Genomic DNA, 13,488 nt, shown 5'->3' with positions numbered 1-13,488 from the left:
CCGGCGAGCGGTCGACCGCGGTGACATGCGCGCCGGCCAGTGCGAGCTGCGCGGTCTTGCCACCGGGCGCGGCACAGAGATCCGCGACCGCCTTGTCCTTGATGTCGCCGAACAACCGCACCGGCAGCGCGGCGGCGGCGTCCTGCACCCACCATTGGCCTTCGGCAAAGCCGGGCAGCATGGTTACGGAACCCTGCAGCAGCGTGCGCACGGTTCCCGTCGGCAGTATCTCGCCGTGCAGGCGGCTCGCCCATTGCGGCGCGTCCGACTTCACCGTGAGATCGAGCGACGGCTCGTGGCCGAGCGCCAGCGCCATCTCGCGCGTGGTGGCTTCGCCGTAATGCGCATTCCAGCGCGCCAGCATCCAGGGCGGTAGGTCCAGCGTCTGCATGCTGATCTCGTCGATCAGGCCCTGGCCCTCGCGCGCGCAGCGGCGCAGCACGGCGTTGACCAGCCCGGCATATTTCGCCGCGCGGCGGTCCGACTGCACCAACCGCACCGACAGATCGACGGCGGCGTGATCGGGCACGTCCATCCAGAGGATCTGCGCGGCGCCGATCAACAGCGCGCTCTGCGCGCGGGGCGCATCGGTCGGCACGCCCCGGTCGAGCAGCCGCGACAGCAGATGGCCGAGCGTGCCGAGCTTGCGCAGGATCGTCGAGACCAGCCGGCGCATCAGCGCGCGGTCGCGATCGGCCAGCGATTTCAGGCCGGGATGCGCACCTGCGCCGTCGAGTTGATCGTCGAGCGTGCGATGCTTGTGCAGCACGCCGTCGAGGATGTCGGCAGCGATACGGCGCGCCGCGAGACCGGGGACTTCAGCAGGAACTGCAAATCTTGAAGGAGGCATGAAGCGGAGATATCTCGAAAGGTGCTGAGGTACATTCGGCTCATGCCCATCAACTCGAAAACAGCTCTGGCATGCGAATATGCCAAATGTAAGAATTGCCTCGCGGATTTCTCGATCGTGATGCCGTCACTGAGCCAACACCGAGATACGAAATTCGTGGGCCGAAAGTTTTGCCATGTCTGAGAAATCGACTGAGAAATCGCCACCGGAACCCGCGCTGCGCAAGCCGCTGACGCCGGAAGCGCAGCGCGCGCTCGCCGAGGCCGCGGCGCGGCGCAAGGCTGCCGAGGAGCTGGCCGCGAAGGAAGCCGCCGCGCGGCCGAAGGAATTCCAGGGCCCGAAGGGGCCGGAACCGACGCGTTACGGCGATTGGGAGACCAAGGGCATCGCCTCGGACTTCTGAGGTGCCTTGTCTGACGGCCCGACTCGGGTCAGTCTGGGAATATGTCCCCATGCGAAAGAATAAATCCTTATCGTGGGACGGGGCGTCCGCCTTTCCGCCGGACCCCTTGGGGCCGCCGCGTCTCGGCGGCGCTGCCATGGGTGTTCGTGCTCGGCATCGCCGTCGGCAGCACATTGCCGATCCGCCAATATGTGCCTCAATGGATGCCGTTACCGTCGCACTGGTCGTTGAACCGGTCGCGCGATGCCGACATGATCCGGCAGCGAGCCGGCGCGCCTGACGCTCGCCATGCCGTCGATGTCATCCGGACGATCGATGGCGACACGTTCGAGGCCCGGGTGCATCTCGCGCCGGGTCCCGATCTCACCACGCGCGTGCGGCTGCGCGGCATCGATGCGCCGGAGCTGAAGGCGTCGTGTGCGCGTGAATTGCAAATGGCGCAGGCGGCGACGGTGGCGCTGCGCGATCTGCTCGGCCAGGGTGATGTCGCGATCTACAATATCGGCCCCGACAAATATCAGGGACGCGTCGTCGCCGATGTCGCGACCAAGAAGACCGACAACGTCTCGGCTGCGCTGCTCGCTGCCGGTCATGCGCGCGCCTACAATGGCGGGCATCGCTTCGGCTGGTGCGGATATTTTGCGCGCTAGAGTCTGATGAGATTAGGCTGATCTGGAGCGGCGTCGGAAGTGCACCTCTCCCTTGGGAGAGGTCGATTTGCGCAGCAAATCGGGTGAGGGGTTACGGTGCATCGAGAGAGCAAGAGCCCTCACCCGGATTGCTGCGCAATCCGACCTCTCCCCAAATGGGGACAGGTGAACCGAGAGCGAGCCAAGCCGATTCAAGCAAAACTCATCGGCTTTGGACGCCTGGGTCAAACCGGGCCAGCCAAACAAAAAAGCCGCGCGGTCTGCGCGGCTTTCTTCGGACGCCTTGTGCGCGATCAGCGGGTGACGACCACAGTCGTGCCGACCGAGACGCGCGAATAGAGATCGGTGATGTCGGTGTTCAGCATGCGGATGCAGCCGTAGGACACGAAGCCGCCGACCGAGCCCGGCACATTGGTGCCGTGGATCGCGTATTCGCCGCCGGCCAGCGTCATCGCCGCGACGCCCATCGGGTTACGCGGCGAGCCGCCGGCGATCACGTCCGGGATGCTCGGCTTGTCGCGCCTCACCTCGGCGGGCGGCGACCAGGCCGGGTTGCGATACTTGCCGTCGATGCGGGTGGTGCCGGCCCACTGCTTGCCGGACCTGCCGACGCCGACCGGGTAACGCATCGCGTGGCCGGAATCGAGAATGAGATAGAGCCGCCGTTCGTTGGTCTTCACAACGATGGTGCCCGGCTCGTAATTGTCGGCGTGTATTCCGACCATTTCCGGCCGCGCTTCGGCCGCCTGCGACATCACAACAACAGCACCGAGGGTGGCAGCCAGCGCCACCGCAAACTTCATCGACATCAACCTCTCCACTTCCCAACAGCTCCCATAAGGGAGCCAAAAACGAAGGTGCAGAGCCCTGAAAAAAACCGGGCCCGCCGGTCTCGCGCACGCAATATTAACCGCGTGTCTTAACCGGGTGGTTTCACACCGGCCGCAAGACACGTCCTGATGGCGAGGAGAAAAGGAAAAGTTCGGATTAAAGTAAATGACTTGAAAACAACACCTGGCCACAAACGCGCCGCAATGGCGCTGCGCCTCTGACAATCCCGTGAAATGGCCAATCCCATAGCGTTTTTGAGGGCAGCCGACGCCGGATCGCACGCAGAAAAGCGAAGGGCGGCGGCGGCGATCGCGCGCGGCCCTTGCTTCATGTCTCGGTATTGCTGCTGCCGGATTACTTCTTGTTCTGCCGGTTCTGGACGAGGTCGTCGACCACGGCCGGATCGGCCAGGGTCGAGGTGTCGCCGAGGCTCGACGGTTCGTCCTCGGCGATCTTGCGCAGGATGCGGCGCATGATCTTGCCGGAGCGCGTCTTCGGCAGGCCGGGCGCGAACTGAATGAGGTCCGGCGAGGCGATCGGGCCGATGTCCTTGCGGACCCACGCGACCAGCTCCTTGCGCAGCGCCTCGGTCGGCTCGGTGCCCTTCATCAAGGTCACGTAGGCGTAGATGCCCTGGCCCTTGATGTCGTGCGGGTAGCCGACGACAGCAGCTTCCGAGACGGCCTCGTGCGCGACCAGCGAGCTCTCGACCTCGGCGGTGCCCATGCGGTGGCCGGAGACGTTGATGACGTCGTCGACCCGGCCGGTGATCCAGTAATAGCCGTCGGCGTCGCGCCGGCAGCCGTCGCCGGTGAAATACTTGCCCTTGTAGGTCGAGAAATAGGTCTGCTCGAACCGGGCGTGGTCGCCATAGACCGTGCGCATCTGGCCCGGCCACGACTTGGCAATGCACAGATTGCCCTCGGTCGCGCCTTCCAGCGTCTTGCCTTCGGCATCGACGATTTCAGGCACCACGCCGAAGAACGGCCGCGTCGCCGATCCCGGCTTCAGCTTGGTCGCGCCGGGCAGCGGCGTGATCAGGATGCCGCCGGTCTCGGTCTGCCACCAGGTATCGACGATCGGGCAGCGGTCGTCGCCGACCACGCGGTAATACCACTCCCACGCTTCCGGATTGATCGGCTCGCCGACCGAGCCGAGCAGACGCAGCGATTTGCGCGAGGTCTTCTTCACCGGCTCGTCGCCGCCCTGCATCAGCGCACGGATCGCTGTCGGCGCAGTGTAGAAGATGTTGACCTTGTGCTTGTCGACCACGTTCCAGAAGCGCGAATTGTCCGGGTAGTTCGGCACGCCTTCGAACATCAGCGTGGTCGCGCCGTTGGCGAGCGGCCCATAGAGGATGTAGCTGTGGCCGGTGACCCAGCCGACGTCCGCGGTGCACCAATAGATGTCGCCGTCGTGATAGTCGAACACGTATTGATGCGTCATCGACGCGAACACGAGATAGCCGGCGGAGGTGTGCAGCACGCCCTTCGGCGTTCCGGTCGAGCCTGAGGTGTAGAGGATGAACAGCGGGTCCTCGGCATGCATGTGCTCGGCCGGGCATTCCGTCGTCACCATCTCGGCGGCCTCGTGATACCAGAGGTCGCGGGTCGGGTTCATCTCGATCTTGCCGCCGGTGCGCTTCACCACCACGACCCAGTCGACGCCGCCCGTTTTGGCGATCGCGGCGTCGACGTTGGCCTTCAGCGGCACCTTCTTGCCGCCGCGGAGGCCTTCGTCGGCGGTGATGACCACCTTGGAGTCGCAATCCTTGATGCGCTGGGCGAGGCTGTCCGGCGAGAAGCCGCCGAACACGACAGAGTGGATCGCGCCGATCCGCGCGCAGGCCAGCATGGCGTAGGCCGCTTCCGGAATCATCGGCAGATAGATCGTGACGCGGTCGCCCTTCTTGACGTTCCGCGTGCGCAGGATGTTGGCCATCCTGCAGACTTCGTCGTGCAGCTGGCGGTAGGTGATGTGCTTGGATTCGGAGGGATCGTCGCCCTCCCAGATGATCGCGGTCTGGTCACCGCGCTTCTCGAGATGGCGGTCGATGCAGTTCCAGGCGACGTTCAGCACGCCGTCCTCGAACCATTTGATCGAGATGTTGCCGGGCGCGAAGGAGACGTTCTCGACCTTGGTGAAGGGCTTGATCCAGTCGATCCGCTTGCCGTGCTCGCCCCAGAAGCCGTTGGGGTCCTTGACCGAGCGCGCGTACATCTCGCGATATTTGGCGTCATCGATATAGGCGCGCTTGGCCCAGTCGGCCGACACGTCATAGATCTTCTCGGACATCGCTTTCCTCCACTCATTGCCGATCGCAAACGACGCGACGACAAGCCGTCCTGATCATTGCCGCGATTATGCGTTGCCGCATTCCGGCCCGGCAAGGAAAAAGGACTGTCACTTTCGTCGCGTCGAAGCCGACGGATATCCCGCCGGCTTCTGCATTTGATGGGACGATTTACCGTGCCTCATTGACGATGGAAACCTATGCTCCATCGTCCGCTCCGGGTCACTGGTCTCTTGGTCGTAGTGATGTCGCTCCGTGTGCTGTCGGTCAGCCATCGCAACGACGATGCGCTGGTGCTGATCTTGGTGGATGGTGCCACGTACGATTGAGTAGATTATCGGGCGGCGCCGCAATGATCTGCGTCAACATCGGTGCTTCGGCGATTTGCGTGACCCGACGGTCCGCCGGCAAGAAGCGCGTCGGGGCGATACCTGTGGTGACGCAATAGAGCCGGCCGGCAAGCCGCTCGGTCCGTCGATGAATCCCTCGACATACGACCGCCTGCGGTCGGAGAGCAGCGCAAGAAAGGGCAATATCTCTGACCTGTTCGGCCACGGCAGATCGTCCGGGTCGGCCCCTCGGGATGCGGTTCCCGGACGGTGCTCGCGTCATTTTGAGCGATCCCGGACAGGTCGAAATCAAGGTTAGCGGGCGAATGGCACCCATGAAAGGTATTTAGAAACCGTAAATAACCGATTCGCGACTCGCAATGTCAGCCCTGACGCCCTAAATCGCCAATCCGAGGCCGGACGGCCCACCGGAACGAAGCCCGAAGCAACGGCATTACCGGGAGAACAGCGGAACAAGGCGTCTTGCGAGAATGATGGATCAGCAGAACATCGCGGCTGTGCGGCCCATGTCCGCCGATCCCGCTGTCGCCCTGACGAAGGCGCTGGGCCAATGGCCGAAGCCGTCTACGTCCAAGCTCAAGCTCGACGCGCCCGCTGCCATCAAGACCTCTGTCGAAGATCTGGCCCGCGATCTGGGCCTGCGGCTCGGCGACCAGAACGAGCTGACCATCCGCCGCATCAAGCGTGGCAAGAATTATTCATTCGTTCGCGCCAACGGCTCGCGCGTCCGGGATGCCCGTACCATCCGCCGGCTGCACGCGATGGCGATGCCGCCGGCCTATCGCCAGGTGCGTTACTCCACCGATCCGAATACGCATCTGCAGGCGGTCGGCCTCGATGCGGCCGGCCGGCTGCAATACCGCTATCACGCCGATTGGGAGAAGGTCCGCGAGCAGCGCAAGGCGCATCGCCTGGGCAAGCTGGTCGCGGCGCTGCCGAAGATTCGCCGCAAGGTCTCTGCGTTCCTGTCCGGCGACGAGCCGACGCGCGAGTTCGCGCTGTCGGCGGTGATCGAGCTGATCGCGCGCACCGCGATCCGGCCCGGCAACGAATCCTATGCCCGCCTCAACGGCACCCGCGGCGCCACCACGCTGTTGAAATCCAACGTCACGCTGGAAGACGATTCCCTGGTGCTGACCTTCAAGGCCAAGGGCGGCAAGGCGGTACGCAAGGAATGCGACGCGGCCAAGCTGGTGCGCGCGATCGGCATTCTGCGCGACGTCCCGGGCAAGCGCATGTTCCAGTATTACGACCGCTCCGGTGTCGTGCGTGCCGCCTCGACCACCGCGGTGAATGCGTTCCTGCGCGAGCTCGCCGGCATCAAGATCTCGCTGAAGGACTTCCGCACCCTGATGGCGTCGGCTGTCGTGGTGGAATCGCTGTCGCGGATCACGCCGGCCGCCAGCCAGCGCGGCCGCAAGCGCCAGGTGCTGGATGCGATCCGCGCTGCCGCCGACCAGCTGTCGAACACGCCGGCGATCTGCCGCAAGAGCTATGTCCACGACACCATCGTCACCGCCTTCGAGGACGGCATCCTCGAACGCTTCGCCGCGACGATGGGCGGCTATCGCACCCAGTCCAAGCGCGAGCAATTGCTGGCGCAGGTGGTGATGGCGGCCGGGGCGTAGGCTCCGCCCAATCCTACATCGCCGTCCCGGCGAAGGCCGGGACCCATTACCACCGATCTTTGATAACGGACTTGGCTGTGGCCACAGCGTGCTTCAACAATGCAGGTCTGTGGTAATGGGTCCCGGCCTTCGCCGGGACGACGGCAGAGTTGGTCGGAACGCTACAGCCCGCCCATCTTGCAGACGTATTTCCATTCCTCAGGAGTGACCGGCTGCACCGAGAGCCGCGAATACTTCACCAGCGCCATGTCGGCGAGCTTCTTGTCTGCCTTGATCGCGGCCATCGTCACCGGCGTCTTCAGCGGCTTGTCAGCCTTGATGTCGACGCAGACGAACTTGCCGGTCTTGTCGGTCGGATCGGGGTAGGCTTCCTTGACGATCTCGGCGATGCCGACGATCTCCTTGCCCTCGTTGGAGTGATAGAAGAACGCCTTGTCACCCTTCTTCATGTTGACGAGGTTCTGCCGCGCCGTGAAGTTGCGCACGCCGGTCCAGGCTTCGCCCTTCGCGCCCTTGGCGACCTGCTGGTCCCACGACCAGACCGACGGTTCGGATTTCACCAGCCAGTAATTCATCGCGACTCACCTCGTTCTCGATCGCCGATCGCGCGGCAATCTACAGGCAGCCGGACGCCCGCGACAAGCGCGGGCATCCGGTCCTGATGGCAGCGCTCACTGTTTCAGATATCGGTCGAAGAATTTGGCGATGTCGGTGAACGCCTCTTTCGTCTCGGGCGCATCGACGTTCATCTGGTACTGGGCGTGCGACTGTCCCTCATAGACGTTGAGATCGGCGATCACGCCCGCGCGCCGCAATTTGCGATGGGTGCGAACCGTGTTGCTGAGGAACAGGTCGCGCGTGCCCGATGTCAGGATGGTCGGCGGGAAGCCCTTGAAGTCACCGTAGATCGGCGAGATGTAGGGGTTCTTCAGGCTGGTGCCGTTGGCGTAGAGCCTGGCCGCGCGGCCGAGCCATCCGTCCCAGGTCACCAGCACATTGTCGACCCACTCGTTGCTCGCGTAGCTGTCGCCGATCTTGTCGATGTCGGACCACGGCGTGCCGGGCGCGATGGCAGCCGGCAGCGGCAATTTCTCGTCCCTCGCCCGCAGCACCATCGCGAGCGTCATCGCGCCGCCGGTCGAGGTGCCGAAGATCGCCAGCCGGTGGCGCTCGTGCGACTTCAGAACCTCCTTCCAAACCGCCATCGCATCGTCCATCGCGGCAGGATAGGGAAAATCCGGCGGCATCCGGTAGTCGACCGAGATCACCTTGAAGCCGCCGAAGCCGGCCATCATGATGGCTTCCGGCAATGCCGCCTCGCCGGGACCGAACACGTAGCCGCCGCCGTGCACGTGGATCAGCAGGCGCCGACGGTTCTCGAGCGCGATCTTGTTCGGCGTCACGATGTAGCAGTGCACGCCGGCGATCCTGGTTTCCTCGACCTTGACGCCGAGCTTCGCCTTCATCGCCGGAATGCTCGCGATCAAAGGCTTGGCGCGGCGATCGATCAGCTCCTTCCATTCCGCAGGCGTCTTCGGATCGGCGTTGAAATGCGGCGGATACGGCGTGCCGATCATTGCCTGCATCTCGGGAGAGACGTCAGTGGCTGGATTGCCGATCGATTTGAGCGGCGCGACCCGCTTGCCGTCGTCCGCGTTGGCAGCCGCCTCGATCCTGGCGAGGTCGTCGTAGGAGGCGGCGATTTGGGCGTGGGCAGCGGTGGACGAGGCGGTGAGGGCGGCTGCAAGACTGATCGAAAGGAGGCTGATCGAAAGGAGGACGCGATGCGGTTGACGCATGAGTTTTTCCCTTGGGATCCGTTTTCGATTGTTCGACCGGGATCCGACGGTTCGCCGGCCACGCTAGTACGGCACGCGCGGATCGTGAAGCTCCGCCGCGCGCGCCGGTGGTGCTCGGTACTGCGCCCCTGAATGGTCGCCTCAGCAGGCGTCGATTGTTCTGAAATCTGGAATGATCTCTGCCGGAATCTGGCAATTGTCCCGGGGCGCTTTTCCTGTGATCGAGTGCGGCCTCGTCTTGCAGGAGATCACATGCTTCTGAACCGTCGGACTTTCACAGCCCTGACCGCAGCGTCGGTCACTGCGGCGGCAGTGTTGCCGCACCAGGCGCGTACCGCAGATCATCAGTCATTCAAGGCGGTCGCCTTCGACGGCTTTCCGATCATCGATCCGCGTCCGGTCTTCGCGCGCGTGGAGGAGATGTTTCCGGGCAAGGGTGCCGAGCTGAGCGCCACCTGGCGCACGCGGCGGTTCGAGTACGGCTGGCTCAGGACCCTCGGCGGCCGCTACTCCGATTTCTGGCGCGTCACCGAGGACGCGCTGGTCTTCGCGGCCAAGGCGATGAAGATCGAGCTGCAGCCGGAGCAGCGCGACCGTCTGATGCAGACCTATCTGGAGCTCAAGGCGTGGCCCGATGTCCTGCCTGCACTCAGGCGGCTCCGCGAGGCCGGCGTGCGCATGGCATTCCTTTCGAATCTCACCGCACCGATGCTCGATGCCATGGTCAAGAATTCCGGGCTGGAGGGGCTGTTCGAGCCACACCTCTCGACCGACAAGGTTCAGGCCTTCAAGCCCGACGCCCGCGCCTATCAGATGGGTCTCGATGCGTTCGGGCTGCGCAGAGAGGAGATCGTCTTTGCTGCGTTCGCGGGTTGGGATGTCGCCGGGGCGAAGTGGTTCGGCTATCCAACCTTCTGGGTCAATCGCGCCCATGCGACTATCGAGGAGCTTGGCGTCGTGCCCGACGGCGTGGGACCAGGATTGAGCGATCTCGCGGACTTCGTCGGCGCGTGACGCGCGTTACTCGGCCTTGAATGGCCGCGTCAGCAGGCCTTCGATCGCCGCATCGATCGTCAGCCGGTCGCTCAGGATCGCGGCAACCGCGTTCGACACCGGCATATCGACCTTTTGCGCAGCGGCGAGCTCGCAGAGCACCGGCGCGGTGAACGCGCCCTCGGCGAGCTTGCCGACAGGGGCTGCTTCACCCCGCCCGAGCGCGAGGCCGAGCGCGAAATTGCGCGATTGCGCGGTCGAGCAGCTCAGCAGCAGATCGCCCAGCCCCGACAGGCCGGAAAGCGTTTCGGTGCGTGCACCACAGGCGCGGCCCAACCGTGCAAGCTCACTGAAGCCGCGCGTGGTCAGCGCAGCGAGCGCGGAGGCGCCGAGATTCCTGCCGACGACGATGCCGGCGGCGATCGCCAGCACGTTCTTGGCCGCGCCGCCGATCTCGACGCCGCGTACGTCTGATGTGTGATAGGGCCGGAAGGTTGCCGAGCCGAGTGCCTGGACGAGCGCGCGTGCGAGCGCTTCGTCCTTTGCGGCCAGCGTCACCGCGGTCGGCAATCCGCGCGCGACGTCGTCGGCAAAGCTCGGTCCCGACAGGATCGCCGGCACCGCGCGCGGTGCGGCTTCCGCGATCACCTCGGTCATGAATTTGTGCGTGCCGTGCTCGATACCCTTGGCGCAGGCGATGACGGGCGTCTCGGGTGCAAGGTGCGGCGCGAGATGCCCGACCGCCGCGCGCAGATGCTGCGCCGGGGTCACCGCGAGGATGATGTCCGCGCGCGCAGCCGCGGCGATATCAGACGTGACCGCGATGCCGGAATGAAGCTGGACACCGGCCAGCCGCGGATTGACCCGCGTCGCCTCGATCTGCGCGGCATGCCCGGCATTGCGCGCATACAGCGTCACCTTGCGCCCGGCGCGCGCCGCGACGTCGGCCAATGCCGTGCCCCAGGCGCCGGCACCGATCACGCTGACTGACATATGCGCGGGCATCAGGCGGGCCTGCTTTCGCTCCCTCTCCCCGCTCTTGCGGGGAGAGGGTTGGGGTGAGGGGCTCTATCCGCGAGCGAGCCGAGTGTTGAGACCTGTACCCCCTCACCCGGATTGCTGCGCAATCCGACCTCTCCCCGCAAGCGGGGCGAGGTGAAGAGGTATCTGCGGCGCACGTCGTCAAACACGACTCAATATCCGGCGCGGCTGTTGGCGTGGCCGGCCGGCGCCTTGGCGTTGGCGTCGAGCAGCCAGCGCGCGCGCGGCGGCGCTTCCATCGTGTCGGTGAGGCCGAGCGCCATTCGCTCGGCGCCGGCCCAGGCGATCATCGCGCCATTGTCGGTGCAGAGCGCGGGCGGCGGGATGATCAGCGTGGTCTGCGCCTTCGCCGCGACATCCTGCAGCGCGCTGCGGATGGCATGGTTGGCGGCAACGCCGCCGGCCGCGACCAGCGCGCGCGGCGTGCCGAACCGCTCCTCGAACAGCCTCAAGCCGACGGTCAGCCGGTCTGCCGTCGCTTCCAGCACCGCGGCCTGGAAGCTTGCGCAGAGATCGCTGATGTCCTGCGGCTCGAGCGGCTCCAGCCGGCTCGCCTCGTTGCGCACCGCGGTCTTCAATCCCGACAGCGAGAAGTTCGCATCGGGGCGGCCGAGCATCGGGCGCGGAAACGCAAACCGCGTCGGGTCGCCGCCGGCCGCCGCGCGCTCGACCTCCGGTCCGCCGGGATAGGGCAGCGACAGCATCTTCGCCACCTTGTCGAACGCCTCGCCCATCGCGTCGTCGACAGTGGTGCCGAGCCGCACATATTCGCCGACGCCGACCACGGCGACGATCTGGGTGTGTCCGCCCGAGGCCAGGAACAGGCAATAGGGAAACGCCAGCGCGCAGGTCAGCCGCGGCGTCAGCGCGTGCGCCTCGAGATGGTTCACCGCGATCAGCGGCGTATCGTGCACCATCGCGATCGCCTTCGCGGTCGTGAGACCGACGATCACGCCGCCGATCAGGCCGGGTCCGGCGGCAGCCGCGACCGCCGACAATTGCTGGTAGCCGATACCGGCCTCCTTCATCGCGCTGTCGACGATCCCGTCGAGCAGGTCGACATGGGCGCGCGCCGCGATCTCCGGCACCACGCCGCCGAAGCGGGCGTGCTCGTCGGTCTGCGAGCGCACGACGTTGGAGAGGATTCTCGCCTGCCCGTCAGCCTGGCGCTCGACCACGGCGGCTGCGGTTTCATCGCAGGTGGTCTCGATCCCCAACACCAGCATCGGTGGTTCGTGTTCCAATTTCGGCCCTTGTGCTACCAGCATGATCCGGACAGGCCGGAACCGGTTTCCGGCAAGATCATGCTCATCAAAATGTCCCCTCCGGGGTAGCATTGCGAGGTCTTAAAGTGCAATCGGTCGGCAAGGCCCGATTTCCAGGGTCCAATTCGTGAGGTTGGAGGCCTGACCCGTGACCATCCTTGTCACACGACCGCATCCGGACAATGACGTGACGCTTGCGACGCTGCGCCAACGCGGCTTTGACGCCCTCGCGGCGCCGGTGCTCCGCTTCGAGCCGTTGCCGTTCCATGACGACGATGCGGATTATGACGCGGTCGTGCTGACCAGCGCCAATGCGCTCCGCGCGCTCGATCTCGGCGCCAGCCGACTGCTGCGGCTGCCGCTGTTCGCGGTCGGGACGCACACCGCCGATGCCGCGCGCGCCGCAGGCTTTGTCAAGGTGTTGGTGGCCAAAGGCGATGCGGTCAGCTTGCGCGATCTCGTGCTTGCGCGGGTCAAGGCCGGCGAACTGGAGGCCTCGGCGACGCTGCTCTATCTCGCGGGCGCCGACCTGTCGCGCGATCTCGCCGGCGAACTCAGCGAAAACGGCCTGACCGTCGTCACCCACACCACTTACCGGATGGCTCCGGTGGCCGCCCTTCCAAGGGAGGTCAGCGACGCCTTCATGGCCAACCGGATCACGGCGGTGCTGCATTATTCCCGCCGCAGTGCGCAGGCGTTCCTGGACGCGGTGCGGGCCGACGGCCTGGAGATTTCGGCGCTCGCTCTGCCGCAATGCTGCATCTCGCCGGCGGTCGCCTCCGTGCTTCATGACGCCGGCGCGACCAAGGTGGTGGCGGCGGCGCGTCCGGACGAAAATGCCCTGCTGGAGGCGCTCGGCCGCACCCTACGGCCGTGACCGGAATTAATTCTTTCGTCTGACCATGATGTTAGGCAATGCTCGGATTTTCGGATCGTGCTCTAAGAACTCGGGCCGATTCTGGTAGAGTATGCGGCCAGTAGTTTTGAGGACCCTCGCGATGGCTGAAGAAAGGCCCGACGACCCAGGACCTTCGCCGGATTCCCGGCCCAAGCGGGCGCCGCCGACCATCGATCTTCAGGCGACCGAGATCTCCAGCGAGCCGCCAACGGCCGGGACGACCGAGGAAGCCGGCAAGGATAGCGGCAAGGAAACCGGGAAGGAAACCGGGAAGGCGTCTGCGGACGCAGCCACGCCCGAGGCGGAGCCCCAGGGCGATCCTGCACCCCAAAAGGAGCCGCAGCCCGAGACCGCCGCCATGACGCCGGAATCCGCGCCTCCACGACCGGTGTCGCCCTGGGTGGTGGCGCCGGTATCGGGCGCGGTCGCCGCGGCGCTGGTGATCGGGGTCGGCTGGGTGCTCGGCTGGCCTGCGGTGCAGCCGGCG

12 protein-coding genes and 1 pseudogene are annotated in these 13,488 nt (G+C 65.4%); 6 read left to right on the top strand and 7 right to left on the bottom strand.

Annotated features, from left to right (window positions below; translation table 11 throughout):
• Positions 1-850 (bottom strand): transcription antitermination factor NusB (locus H8A92_RS36190; RefSeq protein WP_274613558.1); only part of this gene is annotated, 850 nt, incomplete at its 3' end.
• Positions 851-1,025: 175 nt separating this feature from the next.
• Between H8A92_RS36190 and H8A92_RS36185 the strand changes: the two genes are divergently transcribed.
• The gene (locus H8A92_RS36185) at positions 1,026-1,253 is read left to right on the top strand and encodes a DUF1674 domain-containing protein (protein ID WP_229200087.1); all 228 of its coding nucleotides are present in this window, start codon (positions 1,026-1,028) and stop codon (positions 1,251-1,253) included.
• A 41-nt stretch (positions 1,254-1,294) separates the two neighbouring features.
• Positions 1,295-1,903, top strand: a complete 609-nt coding sequence (locus H8A92_RS36180) for a thermonuclease family protein (protein ID WP_229200086.1) — start codon at positions 1,295-1,297, stop codon at positions 1,901-1,903.
• Positions 1,904-2,196: 293 nt separating this feature from the next.
• On the opposite strand, the gene H8A92_RS36175 is transcribed toward H8A92_RS36180, so the two are convergent.
• Both H8A92_RS36175 and acs read right to left on the bottom strand, forming a co-directional pair.
• Entirely contained in the window at positions 2,197-2,712 is a 516-nt protein-coding gene (locus tag H8A92_RS36175; protein ID WP_229200085.1) for a L,D-transpeptidase, read from the bottom strand.
• Between the two features lie 376 nt (positions 2,713-3,088).
• Positions 3,089-5,029: an acetate--CoA ligase gene (acs, locus tag H8A92_RS36170; RefSeq protein WP_229200084.1), complete on the bottom strand. Its 1,941-nt coding sequence runs from the start codon at positions 5,027-5,029 to the stop codon at positions 3,089-3,091.
• 818 nt (positions 5,030-5,847) lie between these two features.
• Here acs and H8A92_RS36165 point away from each other — a divergent pair.
• Entirely contained in the window at positions 5,848-7,005 is a 1,158-nt protein-coding gene (locus H8A92_RS36165; protein WP_229200083.1) for a DNA topoisomerase IB, read from the top strand.
• 161 nt (positions 7,006-7,166) lie between these two features.
• On the opposite strand, the gene H8A92_RS36160 is transcribed toward H8A92_RS36165, so the two are convergent.
• Complete coding sequence (locus H8A92_RS36160) at positions 7,167-7,580, bottom strand: EVE domain-containing protein (RefSeq protein WP_163162153.1); 414 nt, start codon at positions 7,578-7,580, stop codon at positions 7,167-7,169.
• A 96-nt stretch (positions 7,581-7,676) separates the two neighbouring features.
• Entirely contained in the window at positions 7,677-8,804 is a 1,128-nt protein-coding gene (locus tag H8A92_RS36155) for an alpha/beta hydrolase (RefSeq protein WP_229200082.1), read from the bottom strand.
• 252 nt (positions 8,805-9,056) lie between these two features.
• Here H8A92_RS36155 and H8A92_RS36150 point away from each other — a divergent pair, with 252 nt between their 5' ends.
• Positions 9,057-9,818 (top strand): haloacid dehalogenase type II, encoded by a 762-nt coding sequence (locus tag H8A92_RS36150; protein WP_229200081.1) that lies wholly within the window; start codon positions 9,057-9,059, stop codon positions 9,816-9,818.
• Between the two features lie 6 nt (positions 9,819-9,824).
• Here H8A92_RS36150 and H8A92_RS36145 read toward each other — a convergent pair whose 3' ends face one another.
• On the bottom strand, positions 9,825-10,802 hold the full coding sequence (locus H8A92_RS36145) for an NAD(P)H-dependent glycerol-3-phosphate dehydrogenase (protein WP_229200080.1): 978 nt from the start codon (positions 10,800-10,802) through the stop codon (positions 9,825-9,827).
• A 188-nt stretch (positions 10,803-10,990) separates the two neighbouring features.
• A complete protein-coding gene (gene tsaD, locus H8A92_RS36140) occupies positions 10,991-12,064 on the bottom strand; it encodes a tRNA (adenosine(37)-N6)-threonylcarbamoyltransferase complex transferase subunit TsaD (protein ID WP_229200079.1) in 1,074 nt (357 codons plus the stop codon).
• Between the two features lie 187 nt (positions 12,065-12,251).
• Between tsaD and H8A92_RS36135 the strand changes: the two genes are divergently transcribed.
• Positions 12,252-12,980: a uroporphyrinogen-III synthase gene (locus tag H8A92_RS36135; RefSeq protein ID WP_229200078.1), complete on the top strand. Its 729-nt coding sequence runs from the start codon at positions 12,252-12,254 to the stop codon at positions 12,978-12,980.
• Positions 12,981-13,101: 121 nt separating this feature from the next.
• Positions 13,102-13,488 (top strand): annotated as a pseudogene (locus H8A92_RS36130) (hypothetical protein); the annotation flags it as partial.

The sequence above is a fragment of the Bradyrhizobium acaciae genome (genome assembly GCF_020889785.1).
GTDB classification, from domain to species: domain Bacteria; phylum Pseudomonadota; class Alphaproteobacteria; order Rhizobiales; family Xanthobacteraceae; genus Bradyrhizobium; species Bradyrhizobium acaciae.
Note: the sequence above shows the minus strand (reverse complement) of the source record. Positions and strands in the feature narration are given on the sequence as shown.

Bases quoted from the DNA above. Each gene is read 5' to 3' on its own strand.
- H8A92_RS36185 (WP_229200087.1), top strand. From the start codon at position 1,026: ATGTCTGAGAAATCGACTGAGAAATCGCCACCGGAACCCGCGCTGCGC.
- H8A92_RS36180 (WP_229200086.1), top strand. From the start codon at position 1,295: ATGTCCCCATGCGAAAGAATAAATCCTTATCGTGGGACGGGGCGTCCG.
- H8A92_RS36175 (WP_229200085.1), bottom strand. From the start codon at position 2,712: ATGTCGATGAAGTTTGCGGTGGCGCTGGCTGCCACCCTCGGTGCTGTT.
- acs (WP_229200084.1), bottom strand. From the start codon at position 5,029: ATGTCCGAGAAGATCTATGACGTGTCGGCCGACTGGGCCAAGCGCGCC.
- H8A92_RS36165 (WP_229200083.1), top strand. From the start codon at position 5,848: ATGATGGATCAGCAGAACATCGCGGCTGTGCGGCCCATGTCCGCCGAT.
- H8A92_RS36160 (WP_163162153.1), bottom strand. From the start codon at position 7,580: ATGAATTACTGGCTGGTGAAATCCGAACCGTCGGTCTGGTCGTGGGAC.
- H8A92_RS36155 (WP_229200082.1), bottom strand. From the start codon at position 8,804: ATGCGTCAACCGCATCGCGTCCTCCTTTCGATCAGCCTCCTTTCGATC.
- H8A92_RS36150 (WP_229200081.1), top strand. From the start codon at position 9,057: ATGCTTCTGAACCGTCGGACTTTCACAGCCCTGACCGCAGCGTCGGTC.
- H8A92_RS36145 (WP_229200080.1), bottom strand. From the start codon at position 10,802: ATGCCCGCGCATATGTCAGTCAGCGTGATCGGTGCCGGCGCCTGGGGC.
- tsaD (WP_229200079.1), bottom strand. From the start codon at position 12,064: ATGCTGGTGTTGGGGATCGAGACCACCTGCGATGAAACCGCAGCCGCC.